This is a genomic window from Shinella granuli (genome assembly GCF_004341885.1).
GTDB classification, from domain to species: Bacteria; Pseudomonadota; Alphaproteobacteria; order Rhizobiales; family Rhizobiaceae; genus Shinella; species Shinella granuli.
The window spans coordinates 34,866-50,998 of the sequence record NZ_SLVX01000021.1 but is presented as its reverse complement, the minus strand read 5'-3'; the positions used below and the strand labels follow the sequence as shown (position 1 = coordinate 50,998).

The following is a 16,133-nucleotide window of genomic DNA, read 5'->3' as shown; positions in this document are numbered from 1 at the left end:
GCTCACGCCTCCCCGCCGAGACGGGCCGCGGCGCGCTCGACGGCGCGCAGGATGCTGCCATGCGCCCCGCAGCGACACAGATGCTTGTCGAGCGCGGCGAGGATTGCCGCGCGGCCGGGCCGACGCTCCGTCTTGAACAATGCGTGGATGCGCATCAGGATGCCGGAGATGCAATAGCCGCACTGGCCGGCCTGTTCCGCCTCGAAGGCTTCGAGCAGCGCCACCCCGACGGGATCGTCACGCAGCGCCTCGGGGGTCGTGACCTCCGCCCCGGCCAGCGCGGACATCGGCAGCGTGCAGGAATAGCGCGCCTGCCCGTCGACGCTGACCACGCATGCGCCGCACTGCTCCAGCCCGCAGCCGAAATGGGTCGCCTTGAGGTCGAGCCGGTTGCGCAGCACGAACAGAAGCGGTTCGTCGCCGGCATCGTCCACCTGCGCCGCCGATCCGTTGAGCTGGAATGCGATGGAAGAGCTCATGACTTGCGTCCCGTTGCGGTCTCGGGAGAGGCCCGGTTTTCCGTGGCCCGTTTCAGCCTGTAGGCACTCGGCGTCATCCCCGCCGAACTCTTGAACGCCCGGAGGAAATACTTCTCGTCGTTGTAGCCGACACGGTAAGCGATCTGGCCGATAGTGTCGTCGGTCAGCACCAGGCGCTCGCGCGCATCCTCGATGCGCATTTCGCGGATCAGCACCTGGAAGCTCGTCCCGGTATACTGGCGGATCAGTGCGCAGAGCCGGCTCTTGGAAAGACACACGGCGGCGGAGGCCTCGTCGAGGCTCGGGCCGCGCGTGTAGTTCTCGCCGATGAACTCGGCGATGCGGCGCATGTGGCCGCTGTCGCGGCCGACCACCGGCAGCGTCCTCGACAGCTCGGCGAAGTCGGCCTCGTAATCCTGGCAGAGGGTGGCGAGCATCAGCGTCAGCTCGGCACGCACGATCTCCATCGCGCCGATGCGTTCGGATCGGTGCTGGTCGATCATCGCGCCGATCGCCCGCTCCGTCCGCTCGCTCTGTGCCGCATCGAGATCGAAGTTCACATGGTTCTGCCAGGCGAAGGGGGTCAGTTCCGGCGCCAGCCGCACCAGCTCCGCCATCGGATAGGACCGGGTGATGCCGGGGCGGAGGAAATCGAGGTCGAAATAGGCGACGATGCAGCGTGTCGCGTAGTCGAACCGGATCTGGTGCGGCACCATCGGCGCGATGAAATAGGTGGAGCCGGCCTTGGGCTTGTGCGACGTCAACCCGATCCGGATCGCCGGCGAATCCGACAGGAAATAGAGGATCTGGAAATAGTCGTGCTTGTGGGCGGGATAGAGCCGCTGGGTGTTCTCCACCAGCCGGATGTGGAAGCGCGGGCTGTCGGACCTGTCGAGCGCGTAGGAGCGGAACGGGGCAGTGCCGGCGCGATCCTCCTCGGCCGGATCCGGTCGAGGAGGCGCCGTCTTCTTGTTCACTGCCTTGGCCATGTTCGCTCCTGTTCTGCGCTCCATCGAGAGTCCGGCGGTCCCGATCTAAGCCCTCGCCTCCGCGGCAACCGCCGTGTGAAGCTCCGGCACGGCCTCGAACAGATCCGCCACCAGGCCATAATCGGCGACCTGGAAGATCGGCGCATCGGGATCCTTGTTGATCGCGACGATCACCCTGGAATCCTTCATGCCTGCAAGATGCTGGATCGCCCCGGAAATGCCACAGGCGATGTAGAGGTCTGGCGCAATGATCTTGCCCGTCTGGCCGACCTGGAGATCGTTCGAGACATAGCCGGCATCGACGGCCGCGCGGCTCGCGCCGATCGCCGCGCCCAGCGTATCGGCCAGCGGCGCCAGCACGGTCTCGAAGTTTTCGGCGGAGGCCAGCGCCCGCCCGCCCGATACGACGATCCGCGCCCCCGCCAGTTCCGGACGCTCGGACCGTGACAATTCGCTCCGCACAAAGGTCGAGCGCCCGGGGTCTTCCGGGATTGCGACGGTTTCGATCGGGGCTGCCGCCGCGGCGATAGAGGCGGCGGGGAAGGAAGATGCGCGGACGGTCAGCACCTTTTTCGCGTCCGTGGACCGCACGGTCTGGATCACGTTGCCCGCATAGATCGGGCGCTGGAACAGGTCCGGCCCGTCGACCGCGATGACGTCGGATATCTGCATCACGTCGAGCAGCGCGGCGACGCGCGGCAGGATGTTCCTGCCGCTGGTGGTCGAGGGCGCGAGGATGGCGTCGTAGCCGCTCGCAAGGCCGACGACCAGGGCCGCCACCGGCTCCGCGAGCCGGTTCGACAGGGAGGGGGCGTCCGCAAGGAGGACCAGGGCGACGCCCGCAAGGCCCGCCGCCGCTTCGGCCGCCGCCCGGCAGCCGGACCCCGCGACGAGGACGTGGATCTCGCCGCCCATCCGCCCTGCGGCCGAGACCGCCTTGGCGGTGGCCTCGTCGAGCTGCGTATCGTGATGCTCTGCCAGAACAAGAATGGTCATCAGAGAACTCCTGCTTCCATGCGCAACCGTTCGACAAGCTCACCGACCGAGCCGACCTTGATGCCGGCCTTGCGAGTTGCCGGCTCGTGCACCCGCACGACCGTCAGCCGCGGCTCGACGGCCACGCCGTAGTCGGCGGGCGTGCGTTCGTCGATCGGCTTCTTCTTTGCCTTCATGATGTTGGGCAGCGAGGCGTATCGCGGCTCGTTGAGCCTCAGGTCGGCCGTGACCAGCGCGGGGAGCGCCAGGCTGACCGTCTGCAGGCCGCCGTCGATCTCGCGGGTGACCTCGATCGCCTTGTCGCCGACGACGAGCTTCGAGGCGAACGTGCCCTGGCCCCATCCCAGCAACGCCGACAGCATCTGGCCGGTCTGGTTGGCGTCGTCGTCGATCGCCTGCTTGCCGGTAATGATGACGTCGGGCTTTTCGGCCTCGGCGACGGCCTTCAGGATCTTGGCGACGGCGAGCGGCTCGACCGTCGCCTCCGTGCGGACCAGCAGGCCGCGATCCGCTCCCATCGCGAGGGCCGTGCGCAGGGTTTCGGCCGATTTTTCCGGGCCGATCGACACGACGACGATCTCGTTCGCCCGCCCGGCCTCCTTCAGGCGGACCGCCTCCTCGACGGCGATCTCGTCGAACGGGTTCATCGTCATCTTGACATTCGCAAGGTCGACGCCCGAACCGTCCGCCAGGGCACGCACCTTGACATTGGGATCGGCAACCCGCTTCACCGCAACCAGTATCTTCATCTGTGCTCCTCCCTTGGCCAGGACAGGCGGCAGGGTCCTCCGGCCCTGCCGCCCGCCCGCCCGCTTCGCTTCAGGTTTCCGGACCGGCATATTTGCCGGCGGTGGCGGGGAACATGTTCTTGATGATCTTCATGCGGCTGACGTCGACCGTCGCATCCATGTGCAGGAAGATCGCGGCATCGCGGAACAGCTTCTCGATGCCGAATTCGAGCATCGCGCCGTTGCCGCCGTGAAGCTCCAGCGCATGGGTCGCGACCTTCATGATCTCCTCCGACGCGTAGACCTTGGCCATGTTGCACAGGATGTCGGCATCCGGATGCGCTTCGTCCACCGCCTTCGACGCCCGCTCCACCAGCGAGCGCACGGCCTCGATGCGCGTCGCCATGTCCGCGAGCCGCAGCGCCACGGCCTGGTGCTTGATGAGGATGCGCCCGCCCTGGACATAGTTCTGGACATAGTCCGCCGTGCGCTCGAAACAGGCGACGCCGACGCCGAGATTCTTGGCCGCCTGGATGATCTTGCCGGCGCGGAAATACTGGCCGGCGGAGGCCAGCGCCGTGCTCTTGACGAGCAGGTGGTCGGCCGGGACACGGCAATCCTCGAAGACCAGCTCGCCGTTGTTCATGAAGCGGCAGCCCATCGTCTCGTTGCACTTGGTGACGGTCAGGCCCGGCGTTTCGCGGGGAACCAGGAAGCTCGACGTGCCCTGCAGCATGCCGACGGAAGGATCGGTGTTGGCATAGACGACATAGAGGCTGGCGTCGAAACCGTTCGAGATGAACTGCTTGCGGCCGTTGATGACCCAGTGGTCGCCGTCCAGCACCGCCCTGGTGTGCATGGAGGCTTCCGGGACATTGTAGGGCAGCCAGCGGTCGGAGGCGCCCCTGGGTTCGGTGAGACAATGCGCCAGGAGGAACTTCGGGTCCTCCAGCAGGCGCGGGAACCACTTTTCCTGCAGGTGTTTCGCGGCGAACTGGCGGATGACGATGGAGACCTTCCAGTTCTGCACCAGCTTGTCGGCAAGGCCCGAATCGCCGCGGGCGATCTCCTCGGCGATCAGGGCGAAGGTCCGTACCTCGGTCTCCCGGTCGAGGTCGATGCCGCCGAATTCCTCCGGCACGCCGAGGGTGCGGATGCCGATCGCCTCGGCGCCTTCGAGGATCGAGCCCGGCAGCCGTTCGCCCGGGCTCATGTCCCATTCGCGCTGCCAGTTCGACCGGATGAACGGCGTCACCACATCGTCGACAAACGATCGGCAACTGTCGCGCATCAGGCGCTGTTCCTGGGACAATATCCCGTCATCGGCGTGTATCATCTTCGCTCCCCTTGAGTACAAAGCGGTCGGCTGTCTGGTCTTCCGCTATGCCGTCATTGGTATCAGCGCCCGGGATGCCGGGTCAGGCGGTGGTGTCCGCTTGTGGTGGACAATCGTCCAATTCAAAGTGGACTTTTCCTGTTTTGCACCCGCCCAATCGACCTGCTATCCGGCCCCGCGCCCTACCGCTACGACTGGCTGCGCTCGGCCTTCAGCCGCTCCGCGAGCCAGTCGGCGACGAGCGGCCGGTACATCCAGGGAATGTTGTTGCAGACGTGGTTTCCGGTGGGAAAGACGTGCAGTTCCGCACCGGCCCGGCAGATATCGGCGCATTTCTGCGCTTCGGACGGCGGAAAGATCCTGTCGCGGCCGCCATGCAGGATGAGCGCGGGCACCGCCGGCCCTTCGATACCCGCCAGGGTGAAACGACGGGCGCTTTCGATGACGTCGTCACCACCCAGCGCGAAGGTCATGTTGTCCTGATAGACCTTCGGCAGGGTCGGCCAGAGCGCCCCGAGGTCATGAAAGCCGTTGATGGAAACGACGGCGGCGAGCCCTTCCAGTGTCGCCGCCGCCCGGAGCGCCAGGAAGCCGCCAAAGGCCATGCCGACCAGGCCGACGGCGCCCGTAAGATCCGGCCGGTCGCGGATCGCCTCGATAGTCGCGGCGACGGCCGGCGCGATATCGGCCCGCAGATGCCCATGCGACCGCCCCTCACCCTGTCCCGGACCGTCGAGCGACAGCGTCGCCAGGCCGCGCAGGAGGAAATGCCGTTCGAACGCGGGGAACTCCTCCTTGGTGGAATCCGAGCCGGGGATGATGAGCGCCAGCGGATGCGGCCCCTGCCCTGCCGGCCGGCGGAGATAGCCGCGCAGCACGCCGCCTTCGAACGGCACCTCGACCGGTTCGCCGGGCAGCTCCAGCAGCGGCGCGGCCTTGCGGAATGTCGCCACCTTCAGCGCCGCGACGCGCTCCTTCGCGTCAAGGTCGTCGAAGGCCATGAACTGGCCGAAGTGGTAGAACAGGCTGGCGCGGGCGAATGCCTCGCCGGCGGTGATCCTGCGGCCCCGCGCAAGGGCCGCCTCGCCCATCCCGGCATGGCGGTCGCCTTCGGCGCTCCAGGCCGCAAGCCAGTTCTCCCAGACGCCGGCACTGTCGATCACCGCCTTCGCCGTCGCCGAAGGGATGCCAGCGACCTCCATGCGCGGCAGCCAGTGTTCCACCACGCTCAGCAACCTGTTTTCCGTCTCGCTCATTCTCTTGTCCTTCCAGGGTTGCCGGATATGTCCATTTTCAGGGATCAAATGCTTCGAGGTCACGCGGATAGGACTCCGCTTTCGCGCGGTATCTTTCCGCCCCGCGTGACAGGTTTTCCGCCGCATCCCCGTCGAGCGTCCTGACGATTTTGGCCGGAACGCCGATGACGAGCGAACCATCAGGCACGACCATGCCCTCGCGCACGAGCGAATTCGCCCCGACCAGGCACCGCTCGCCGATCCTCGCGCCGTTGAGGATGGTCGCGCCCATGCCGATCAGGCTGCCCTTGCCGATGCTGCAGCCGTGAACGATCGCATTATGGCCGATGGTGACGTCCGCGCCGATCTCGACCGGGAATCCCGGATCCGTGTGGATGACGCAGCCGTCCTGGACATTCGAGCCGGCACCGACGGTGATCGGCTCGTTGTCGCCGCGCAGGACCGCGTTGAACCAGATGCTGACGCCCCGGGCGAGGCGCACGTCGCCGATGACGACGGCGCCCGGGGCGATATAGAATTCACCGTCTGCCGGCAGGCTCGGCGCCCGGTCGCCGAGCCGGTACAGGGTCGGATTTGTCATGGCTTTCGGCCCGTTCATTCGGTTTCAGGTCGGCATCGCGAGAAGGATCGAGGCCGGCGCATTGGTGCGGTTGACCAGCGCGCGCGCCTCGCCCGGCGCCAGCCGGCAACTGTCGAGCACGCCGAGCGTGACGGCGGCATCGACGGTTTCGACCGTCACCTCACCGGCGACGACGATGTAGATCTTCTCCACCGCCGCCGCCTTGAGCGAGGTGCGCCCGCCCGGCAGGAGATGCGACAGGCCGATCCAGATCGTATCCGTCGCCGTCGCCTCCTTGCCCTGCAGGCGCAGGCAGCGCATGTCGTAATGTTCGGGAGCCTCGTAAGGCTTCGCCTCGCTGTAGCGGGTGACCTGCATGACGCGTCCTTACGGCTTGAGCAGCACGCGCTCGGGCGTTCCGCGCAGCACCGAGGCGTAGGCCTTCGCGGCGTCCTTGAGGTCGTAGCAGCAGTCGGGGTTGATCGGGAACGGCTTGAGCAGGCCCTCCTCGAACTTCAGCTTCAGCCTGTCGAAGATCCGCGCGCCATCGACGGAGGACAGCGCCAGCGTGTCGATGCCGATATATTTGTGGCGGCCGCGGAAGAAGTTGAAGATGTCGAAGGGCACGGCGCGGTCGAAGGTCGAGATGAAGATCTGCCGCGCCTGCTTGGCCATCGCCTTGTTGGCGATCTCGAAATAGGGGCTGCCCACGGTGTTGAAGACGATATCGGCGCCGTGGCCGTCGGTCATGTCGCGAACGATGGCCGCGACATCGTCGACGGCGCTGTTCAGCATCGTGACCGGGCCGTTGGCGTGGCCCATCAAGGGCTGCGCGTTGTATTCGACGGCGAAGACCTTCGCCCCGGCCATCGTGGCGAGCTGGATCGCCGCCTGCCCGACCTTGCCATTGCCGCCGCAGACGAGGACGACGTCGGTCGGCTGGGCGCCGCCCGCCTCGCGCAGGCCCTCATAGGCGGTGATGAACGGCACGCCGACCGAGCCGGCCTCTTCCATGGAGAAATTCTTCGGCTTGGCGCGCACCGCCTTCTGGTCGAGCACCATCCATTTGCCATGGCTGCCATCCTGGCTGATGCCGAGCTCGCCGCCGCCGCCCCAGACTTCCATGCCGATCATCTGCGACGGTCCCTCGCGCACGATGCCGCCGAAATCGCGGCCCGGTATGCGCGGCCAGATGGCATGCGGCATGTGGCCGAGCGAGGCCTTGACGTCGCTGGGATTGACCCCCGCCGCCACGATCTCGACCAGCACCTGTCCGGGGCCGGGGCGCGGTACGGCCACCTCGACGACATCGATCAGAAGGTTGTCGAGATCCGGCGACTTCTGGGAAACCCTGAGGGCATTGCCGGCTTTGGCGCTTGCTTGAATGTTCATGTCTTCGTCTCCTTTGCTCCAGCTGCGCCGCTCAGGCCGCAAGCCCCAAGATTTCCCTGGCCTCCGACGGACCGGCAATCTGCCCGCCGAGTTTCTCGATGAGGTCGCGGGCGCGCTCCACGAGTTCGCCATTGCCCTTCGCCAGCACGCCCTTGGCGATGTAGGAATTGTCCTCAAGGCCGACGCGGACATGCCCGCCGAGCAGATAGGCCTGCATCGCCATCGGGAATGACATCCGGCCGACGCCGAAGCCCGTCCAGACGGCATCACGCGGCAGCATGCGCGCGGCGGTGGCCATGACGTCGGTGGTGGAGGGAAAGCCGTATTTGACGCCGGTGACGATGGTGAACATCGCCGGCGACGTCAGCACGCCGGCCTTCATCAGGTCCTGCGCGAGCACGATGTGGCCGGTATCGAAGACTTCGAGCTCCGGCTTGGAGCCGGCCGCGTTGATGAGGTCGGCCATGATCTTCACATTGCCGGGAGTGTTGATCACCACCTCGTTGCCGAAGGTCATGGTGTTGAGGTCGAGCGTGGCGATGTCGGGCTTCAGCGCGGTGATGTGCTCGACGCGCTTTTCCGGCCGCATCAGCGTCGTGCGCGGGCCGGCCACCGCCGGGTTTTCATCGCTCGGGTGATAGCGCCCTCCCGGTCCCGTGGTCACGTTGAGGATCAGGGCACTGTTCTTCGCCCGAATCCTCTCGACCACCTCGCGGTAGTGCTTCAGCTCCATTGAGGGCTTCGCCGTTTCGGGATCGCGCACATGGATGTGGGCGATGGCGGCCCCGGCATCCGCCGCTTCGAGGCAGGCATTGGCGATCTCTTCCGGCGTCACCGGCAGGCCGGGATGGTTTTCCCGTGTCGTCAGGTTGCCGGTCACGGCGCAGGTGATGATGACTTTCGGCTGCATTACAGGTGCCTTCCTCCATCGACGACGATCCGGCTGCCGGTCGAAAACTTCAGATGCGTGGCGCAGGAGACGATCGCCTCGGCGACGTCCAGCGGGCTGGTGATCCGCTTGAGCGGGGTGGTCGCGGCGACCTTGTCGGCAAATTCCCTGCCGCGGCCGGGCACGAATTGCGTATCGACGGCCCCGGGCGAGACCACCATGACGCGGATCTCGGGGGCGAGCGCCCGGCCGAGCGAATTTGCCATGATGTCGAGGCCCGCCTTGGCGCCGCAATAGGCGACATTCGAGCCGATGCCGGTGAAGGCGGCGATCGACGAGACGTTGACGATCAGGCCGTCGCCACTTGCTTTCAGCGCCGGTGCGAAGGCGCGGATCGTGGCGAAGACGCCGCGCCAGTTGTTGATGAAGATGCGGTCGATCATCGCGTCGGTCAGGGCATCGAGGTCGCCATGCGCCACCGGTTCGGTGACGCCTGCCGTGTTGACCAGGATGTCCACCCGGCCGAGCCTTTCCAGCACTCCATCCCGGAACGCCTCGATCGTCGCGGTCTCCTCAATGGAGACCGGCAGCGCGACATGGCCTTCGCCGGCCAGTTCGCCGACGATCTCCTCCGCCTTCTGCCTGCCCGAACGGTAGCCGACGACGACGGTGGCACCGGCGGCGGCAAGCATCCGGCAGGTCTCGCGACCGATGCCGCCGGAGCCCCCGACGACGACGGCCACCTTGCCCGCAAGCGGATGACGGGAGTCTTGTGCAGCCATGGCTCAGCTCTTCTTTCCCGAAATCGGCGGGACGGGGAGCGTCGATGTGCCGGGCACCAGCTTGAAATCGTATTCGCAGGTATAGAAGGGCAGGTTCGCATCCGGATAATCGGGGTGCGGCTCGGTATGCATGACGAAGTTGCCGACGATCTGCTGCTTGGCGCCGAACACGACATCCGCCGCCAGCGCCTCGGGCGTGTCGGAGAAGATCTGCGTGATCAGGGTCTTGTGTCCCGGCGCGGACACGATGAAATGGACGTGCGCCGGCCGCATCGGCTCGCGGTTCTGGGCCCGCAGCAGCACGCCGACGGGACCGTCGGTCGGCACGGGATAACCGGCGGGCTTGACCGAGCGGAAATGATACCGGCCATCGGCCGCGCTGATGAACTTGCCGCGAAGGTTGCAATCCTCCTGGGTTTCATCCTGGTTCTCGTAGAGGCCGACGGGCGACGCCTGCCACACATCGAGCATGGCCCCGGCGATCGGCGCGCCGTCGGTCCCGATCACCCTGCCGGAGAAGAAAAGCGTGGCGCCGGGCGTTTGCGAGCGGGCGATACAGTCGCCGTTCGCGCAGACCGGCGCATCGCCGCGGTAGAACGGCCCGAGCAGCGCCGACATCGTCTCGCCCTGCATGCCGTCATTGTTGATGAGGTCGATCAGCGTGGACGCGCCGAGCACGTCGGCGGCAAGCACCACCTCGTTGTGGAATTCGTTCGTCCGCTGGCCGATCTCGACGATCCAGCGCAGGGCATATTCGAATTCCTCCTCCGTCGGGCGCGTCGTGAGGATGAACTGATGGAGGTGGTCCACCAGCACGGTCATGATTTCCTTCAGCCGGGGATTGTCGGTGTTCGCCATCGCCGCAAGAACGGTGGGCGTCACGTCGGCTTCCTTCGTGATGAGCTTGGGCGGGGTGCTGACATAGTCCATTTCATCCTCCACTGCGTTCATGCGTCCATGGGTTCGGGCCGCCTGGCGGCGGCGGCGAGATGCGGGTATTTCTCGGTCAACAGCGAGCCGTGATAATAGGTCGCGGAGAAGGCGGGCGTTTGCCGGATCCTTTCGAGCCAGCGGCCGATGGCGGGCGCTTCGCGCCACATTCCGGCAAGCCGGATGTCGTCCATCCGCACGATGACGGGCATGATCGCGATATCGGCAAGGCTGAGATCCGCGCCCATCAGCCAGGGCCCGCCGCTGGCGGCAAGCCATGTTGCCATGCGGTCCATGCCGCGCTGCAGGCGCGCCAGGGCCTCGTCCATCTCGGCCTTCGGGAACCCGGTGCGCCCCATTTTCATGAGGAATTCACGGCGCAGGGGCTTGCTGTCGCACAGCGCCTGGAACGCCTCGTCGTCCATCGCCTGGAAGTGCGGCAGGAAGGCGAGGTTGTAGGACGGCACGCGGATTGCCGGCGTCGGCACCTCGTCGATGAAGCGCAGCATCGCGCGCATCTGCGCCACCTTGAGCGGATCGCCGGGCCTCAGCGGCGCCACGTCACCGAAAATGTCCTCCAGATATTCCATGATGACGGCGGAATCGGTGACCGGGGCGCCATCGTGCAAGAGGGTCGGGACCACGCCGTTCGGGTTGATCGCGAGGTATTCGGGCTTGAGCTGATCTCCCTTGAAGAGATCGAGCCGGTGTTCCTCGAAGACCCTGCCCTTGGCGTGAAGGACATAGCGGACGCGCTGGCTGCATGTGGACTGCGGCGCGTTGTAGAGCACGAATTCCGGCATGTCGTTTTCCTCTCGTTGACCGTACGAGCCGTGTTCTCTGATGGCGGGGCGGGCGCGTCCTGCTAGTCCCAGTTGAGGATGCGGGGCAGCTTTCCGCTTCTGGCCAGGGTTCCGACCAGTCCGAGCGGGAAGAACATCAGGCCGATCGCCATCACCAGGCCGGTGCCGAGGATGTTGATTTCGGAAGCCCCCATCGTGGCGACGAAGAGCTCGTTGAGCGCGACGATCAGGATCGCACCGATCACCGGCCCGGCGATCGTGCCCTTGCCGCCGAGGATGCACATCAGCACCATGTTGGCCGAGACCAGGATGAGCAGGAAGATGTTCGGACGCAGATAGGTCAGGTACTCGCCCCACACCGCGCCGGCCATGCCGACGAAGAAGGCCGAGAGCGCGAAGGCCACGACCTTGTAGAAGCGCGTGTCGATGCCGGCGCTTTCCGCCTTGATTTCGTCCTTGGAAAGGGCGCGCAGGCCGAGGCCGAACTTCGAATGCTTGATCTTGTAGGCCGACCAGACGGTGAAGGCCGCGATCGCCAGCATCGCATAGTAGTAGGGCAGCTTGGCCCACTGCACCGTCAGATCGTTCGTCGGCAGGGTGAGGCCGTTGGCGCCGCCGATGAAGTGCCAGTTGTCGAACAGGATGCGGGCGATCATCAGAAGGGCGATCGACGAGATGATGAAGCTCGGGCCGCGCACCTTGAGTGTGACCAGGCCCACGCCATAGCCGATGGCCGCCGCGACGAGGCCGGCAAGCGGCGCGGTGATCAGCGTGGAAATGCCGTAGCGTGCCAGGAGCATGCCGGAAAAGTATCCCCCGACGCCGAAGAACACGGCATGGCCGAGCGAGACATAGCCGGCAAAGCCGCCGAGGATGTTCCAGCTCGATGCCATTGCCACATAGGAGGCGGTAAAGAGCACCAGGTGCAGCACGTAATTGTAGTTGCCGACGAATTGCAGCAGCGGCAGCGCGGCGAGCAAAGCAAGCAAAGCGAGCGGGAACCAGGTCGCCCGGGTCTGGTCGGTCTTGCGCGACAGTTTCTCGTTGTATGTGCGGCGGGCCTCGATGACGGCGCTGGCGCTGGAGTCCTGAAGGGTGACGGTCATCATGCCATCTCCGGTTTTTCGCCGAACAGCCCCTGGGGCCGGACCAGCAGAATGATGAAAAGAGCGAGGAAGAAGGTCAGCGTCGACCAGGTCGCACCGATCCAGGTGCCGACAAAGGCGGCGACCACGGACAGGATGAGCGCGCCGACCACCGTGCCGAGGATGCTGCCCATGCCGCCGAGCACCACCACCGACATCAGCATGGCGATCCATTCCCAGTGCTTGGCCGGAAAGAAGCTGAACACGAAGCTGACCAGCGATCCGGCAGCGCCCGCAAGGCCGATGCCGATGGCGAAGGCGAGCACGCTGATGAACTGCACGTTGACGCCCAGCAGTTCCGCCGCCTCGCGGTTCTGCGTGGTGGCACGGATGGCATAGCCGAGCCGCGAATATTTGAGGAACAGGGAGAGCGCCGCGATGATCGCCAGCGAGACGAGGCCGGCATAGAGCTGCCCCTTGGGGATGAAGACATCACCGATGAAGAAAGCGGCGGTGGCGTAGTCGGGCGACGTCACCCGCTGGGTGTTGGTGAAGAGGCTGCCGAGCAGCCCTTCCACCATCATCGCCAGCGCGAAGGTGAGCAGCACCGTCATCTCGGAATATTTGGCGCTCCTGGCCTCGCGCTGGAACAGCAGCCGGTAGAGCACCACGCCGACGGCCGCCATGGTGACGGCTGCGACGGGCAGCATGGCGATCGGATCGATGTCGAAGGCCTTGAACGCCAGATAGGTGATGTAGGCGCCGCCGATGATCAGCGCGGGATGGGCTAGATTGACGATGCGCATCACGCCGAAGACCAGCGACAGGCCGGAGCCCATCAGGGCGATGACGCCGCCGAGCGCCAGGCCCAGAATCAGTATCTGCAATATCTCTGCCATGTCTGCTCCTCGTCAGGCGGCCTTCTTGCCGCCGAGGTAAAGTTCCTGGATGCGCGGATCGGCCAGCACCGTGGCGGCCGGGCCCTCGAACAGCGTGCGGCCGAGATCGAGCACGACGCCCCAGTCGGCGTTCTTGAGCCCCATCAGCGCGTTCTGCTCGACCAGGAGGACGGTGACGCCTTCCGCCGACATCATCTTCATGATGTCGAACATCTCCTGGACGACCTTCGGCGCCAGGCCGAGGGACGGTTCGTCGAGCATGACGATGTCGGGCTTGATGATGAGCGTGCGGGCCATGGCGAGCGTCTGTTGCTGGCCGCCGGACATGGTGCCGGCATGCTGGTCGGCCCGCTCGCGAAGGATCGGGAAGCGTTCCAGGATGCCCTCGATGCGGCGCTCCAGCTCCTTCTTGTCATCGAGGATGAAGCCGCCCATGCGCAGATTCTCGCGCACGGTCATCTTCGCAAACAGTGCGCGCTCCTGCGGCACGAAACAGATGCCCTTGCGCAGGATCTGGTCGGGGCGAAGCCCGTTCAGCCGCTCGCCCTTGAACACGACGTCGCCCTTGCGGATGGACAGCATGCCGCAGATCGCCTTGAGCAGCGTCGACTTTCCGGCGCCGTTCGGGCCGATGATGCAATGGACCTTGCCGGGCTCGACGGTCAGGTGTGCCCCATCGATGATGGCGGGGCCGTCGCCGTAGCCGGCGGTGATGTTGGTGACCTCCAGAAGCTTCGTCATCAGGCCGCCTCGTCTTCCAGGACGCCGCCGAGATAGGCATCGAGCACGTGGGGATCCTTGCGCACCACATCGGGCGTGCCGGCGCAGATGACCTTGCCGTGCGCCATGACCACGACCTTATGCGAGAGCCGCATGATCAGGTCCATGTTGTGCTCGACGATCAGCACCGTCAGGCCCTTGTCGTTGAGCGCGCGGATATGGCCGACGATCTCCTCCATCAGCGACGGGTTGACCCCGCCGGCCGGTTCGTCGAGCAGGATGATCTTGGGGTCGGACATCAGCAGCGCGGCGAGGTCCATGAGCTTCTTCTGGCCGTAGGAGAGATTGTGGCCATCCTCGTGGGCGATGCGGGTGATGCCGAGGAAGTCGAGTATCGACATCGCCTTGTCCTTTTCCTCCCGCGACATGGCCGGGCGGAACAGGCCGCGCAGACCATCGACCCTGGACTGGACGATGACGTTCTCGATCACCGTCATGTCGCCGAGATTGCGCGAGATCTGGAAGGTCCGGCTGAGGCCCTTGGCCGTGATCTTGTGCGGCCGGAGGTGGTCGATCCGCTCGCCGTCGAGCCAGACCTCGCCCGACGTCGGCGCCGCCGTCCGGCTGATGCAATTGAACGCAGTCGTCTTTCCGGCGCCGTTCGGGCCGATCAGGGCGGTGATCGCGCCCTTCTCGACCGTGAACGTGGCACCGTCGACGGCCTTGATGCCGCCGAAATGCTTACAGAGGTTCTTCACTTCAAGCATGCGCCATATCCTCTTCCGAGTTGCGCTGATCATGGCCGGCGGCGGGAAGGACGCCCCGGGGGCACCCTTCCGCCGCCTGTCTTCTCAGAACCCGTTCTTGGGGTAGCTGAAGGGCGACACGCCTTCGAATTCGCCGGTCGGGTAGACGAATGTCAGGTCGCCGTTCTGCCACTGCGTCATGATGTGGGATTTCTCCACCGGCAGGCCGACCTCATCCCAGGAGAAGCGGCCGAGCACCGTGCGGACGGGATCGTCCTTGGTGCGCGCGTGCAGCCATTCGCCCATCTTGGCATTGTCGGTGGTGCCCGCCCCGAGGATCGCCTGCTCGATGCCCTGGCAGACGGCGAACGGAATGGCGCTGTCCTCGTCCGGCTCGACATTGTATTCGGCGGTGAAGGCCTTGACGAAGTCGGCATTGCTGAACGGCTTGCCGGCCAGCGTGCTGTCGAACGGCACGTCCTTGTGCCAGGTGGTGTGGATCAGCACGCCATCGGCCGCTTCCTTGCCGACGCCCTCGACGAACTCCGTCTGAGCGCCCTGGCTGAGATAGACCAGCTTGGGCGTGGCGCCGACGGTCTTGAGGCTGCGCGTCAGTTGCACGGCCTCTTCCGCCGAGGCCGTCAGGCCGATGACCATCTCGGCGCCGGAGCGCTTGATCGAATTGGCAAGGTTCAGCCAGTCGTTGAAGCCTTCCTCCGGCCACTTCTCCTGCATCAGCACCTCGATGCCCGCATCGGAAAGATAGCCGGGCGCCAGGTCGGCGATCTCCTTGTCGGTCGCCGGATCCTTCACCTTCTGTCCGAGCAGGCCCGCCTCGATGGCATTGGCGAAGAAGTCGTCGGCCGAGACCACGGCTGCGCTCTTCGGCGCCTCGCCCGCCGGGATGAGCTGCTTGATCACCGCGGCCACGTCCTTGCCGGTATATTCGGCGGCGTTGACCTGGAAGTAGAACAGGTTCTTGTAGCCCTGTTCGTAGATGCGCAAGGCGCCGCCCGAGGGAATGGCGTGCACCATGTTGTATTTCGAAAGGATGCTGGCGACCGGGAAGGTCAGCCGGCTCGAAAAGGTGCCGTAGACGGCGTCGACCTTGTCGACATTGATGAAGCGCTCATACTGGTTGATCGCGGTCGCCGTGTCCGACCGGTTGTCGCTGACGATCAGTTCGACCTGCCGGCCGAGAATGCCGCCCGCGTCGTTGATCAGCTTCGTGCAGAGCTCGTAGCCCCGCTTGTGTTTCTCGCCGCTGACCGACAGTCCGCCCGTGATCGGCAGCGAGGCCCCGATCTTCAAGGTCTCGGCCTGCGCCGCGCCTGCGGTTATCGCCGCCGCGGCCGTTGCCGCGAGCAAAGTATTCAATCTCATACGCCTTCCTCCCGTTAGCGATCGATTGCATCCGCGACCAGGCACCCCTCTCGGGGCGCCCGGCTGAATTCCGTGCCCGGCAAACGGAGGTCTGCGGCTTTCCCGCATTCCCGTCCGGGATCATTGAGGGTATTTGCCCGGCCGTCCTCCATGACGACCCG

18 protein-coding genes are annotated in these 16,133 nt (G+C 65.6%); all 18 read right to left on the bottom strand.

What is annotated here, in order from left to right; translation table 11 throughout:
* Positions 1-2 precede the first annotated feature (2 nt).
* Positions 3-479, bottom strand: a complete 477-nt coding sequence (locus EV665_RS24700; protein WP_133036076.1) for a (2Fe-2S)-binding protein — start codon at positions 477-479, stop codon at positions 3-5.
* Positions 476-1,468 carry a helix-turn-helix transcriptional regulator gene (locus tag EV665_RS24695; RefSeq protein ID WP_162853152.1) on the bottom strand — a complete coding sequence of 331 codons (993 nt, stop codon included), beginning with the start codon at positions 1,466-1,468 and terminating at the stop codon, positions 476-478. Before EV665_RS24695 ends, EV665_RS24700 begins: the two co-directional genes overlap by 4 nt.
* Positions 1,469-1,513: 45 nt before the next feature.
* Positions 1,514-2,464: an electron transfer flavoprotein subunit alpha/FixB family protein gene (locus tag EV665_RS24690; RefSeq protein ID WP_133036074.1), complete on the bottom strand. Its 951-nt coding sequence runs from the start codon at positions 2,462-2,464 to the stop codon at positions 1,514-1,516.
* Positions 2,464-3,213 carry an electron transfer flavoprotein subunit beta/FixA family protein gene (locus EV665_RS24685; RefSeq protein ID WP_133036073.1) on the bottom strand — a complete coding sequence of 250 codons (750 nt, stop codon included), beginning with the start codon at positions 3,211-3,213 and terminating at the stop codon, positions 2,464-2,466. Before EV665_RS24685 ends, EV665_RS24690 begins: the two co-directional genes overlap by 1 nt.
* A gap of 70 nt (positions 3,214-3,283) precedes the next feature.
* On the bottom strand, positions 3,284-4,528 hold the full coding sequence (locus EV665_RS24680) for an acyl-CoA dehydrogenase family protein (RefSeq protein WP_133036072.1): 1,245 nt from the start codon (positions 4,526-4,528) through the stop codon (positions 3,284-3,286).
* A gap of 188 nt (positions 4,529-4,716) precedes the next feature.
* A complete protein-coding gene (locus tag EV665_RS24675) occupies positions 4,717-5,784 on the bottom strand; it encodes an alpha/beta hydrolase family protein (protein WP_133036071.1) in 1,068 nt (355 codons plus the stop codon).
* A gap of 37 nt (positions 5,785-5,821) precedes the next feature.
* Complete coding sequence (locus EV665_RS24670; protein WP_064333246.1) at positions 5,822-6,364, bottom strand: gamma carbonic anhydrase family protein; 543 nt, start codon at positions 6,362-6,364, stop codon at positions 5,822-5,824.
* Positions 6,365-6,388: 24 nt separating this feature from the next.
* Positions 6,389-6,721, bottom strand: coding sequence for a cupin domain-containing protein (locus EV665_RS24665; protein WP_133036070.1), 333 nt, complete (start codon positions 6,719-6,721; stop codon positions 6,389-6,391).
* A gap of 9 nt (positions 6,722-6,730) precedes the next feature.
* On the bottom strand, positions 6,731-7,735 hold the full coding sequence (locus tag EV665_RS24660; RefSeq protein WP_064332763.1) for a quinone oxidoreductase family protein: 1,005 nt from the start codon (positions 7,733-7,735) through the stop codon (positions 6,731-6,733).
* Between the two features lie 31 nt (positions 7,736-7,766).
* Positions 7,767-8,645: a beta-keto acid cleavage family enzyme gene (locus tag EV665_RS24655; protein WP_133036069.1), complete on the bottom strand. Its 879-nt coding sequence runs from the start codon at positions 8,643-8,645 to the stop codon at positions 7,767-7,769.
* Positions 8,645-9,406, bottom strand: coding sequence for an SDR family NAD(P)-dependent oxidoreductase (locus tag EV665_RS24650; RefSeq protein WP_133036068.1), 762 nt, complete (start codon positions 9,404-9,406; stop codon positions 8,645-8,647). Before EV665_RS24650 ends, EV665_RS24655 begins: the two co-directional genes overlap by 1 nt.
* A 3-nt stretch (positions 9,407-9,409) precedes the next feature.
* On the bottom strand, positions 9,410-10,336 hold the full coding sequence (locus EV665_RS24645) for a dioxygenase family protein (RefSeq protein ID WP_133036067.1): 927 nt from the start codon (positions 10,334-10,336) through the stop codon (positions 9,410-9,412).
* Positions 10,337-10,353: 17 nt separating this feature from the next.
* Positions 10,354-11,139: a glutathione S-transferase family protein gene (locus EV665_RS24640; RefSeq protein ID WP_064332767.1), complete on the bottom strand. Its 786-nt coding sequence runs from the start codon at positions 11,137-11,139 to the stop codon at positions 10,354-10,356.
* Positions 11,140-11,201: 62 nt separating this feature from the next.
* On the bottom strand, positions 11,202-12,248 hold the full coding sequence (locus tag EV665_RS24635) for a branched-chain amino acid ABC transporter permease (RefSeq protein ID WP_210234669.1): 1,047 nt from the start codon (positions 12,246-12,248) through the stop codon (positions 11,202-11,204).
* Entirely contained in the window at positions 12,245-13,123 is an 879-nt protein-coding gene (locus EV665_RS24630; protein ID WP_133036066.1) for a branched-chain amino acid ABC transporter permease, read from the bottom strand. The genes EV665_RS24635 and EV665_RS24630 overlap by 4 nt, the downstream gene beginning before the upstream one ends.
* 12 nt (positions 13,124-13,135) lie before the next feature.
* Positions 13,136-13,864: an ABC transporter ATP-binding protein gene (locus EV665_RS24625; RefSeq protein WP_064332769.1), complete on the bottom strand. Its 729-nt coding sequence runs from the start codon at positions 13,862-13,864 to the stop codon at positions 13,136-13,138.
* Positions 13,864-14,610, bottom strand: coding sequence for an ABC transporter ATP-binding protein (locus EV665_RS24620; protein ID WP_084438378.1), 747 nt, complete (start codon positions 14,608-14,610; stop codon positions 13,864-13,866). Before EV665_RS24620 ends, EV665_RS24625 begins: the two co-directional genes overlap by 1 nt.
* Before the next feature lie 84 nt (positions 14,611-14,694).
* Complete coding sequence (locus EV665_RS24615) at positions 14,695-15,972, bottom strand: amino acid ABC transporter substrate-binding protein (protein ID WP_064332771.1); 1,278 nt, start codon at positions 15,970-15,972, stop codon at positions 14,695-14,697.
* Between the last annotated feature and the right edge of the window lie 161 nt (positions 15,973-16,133).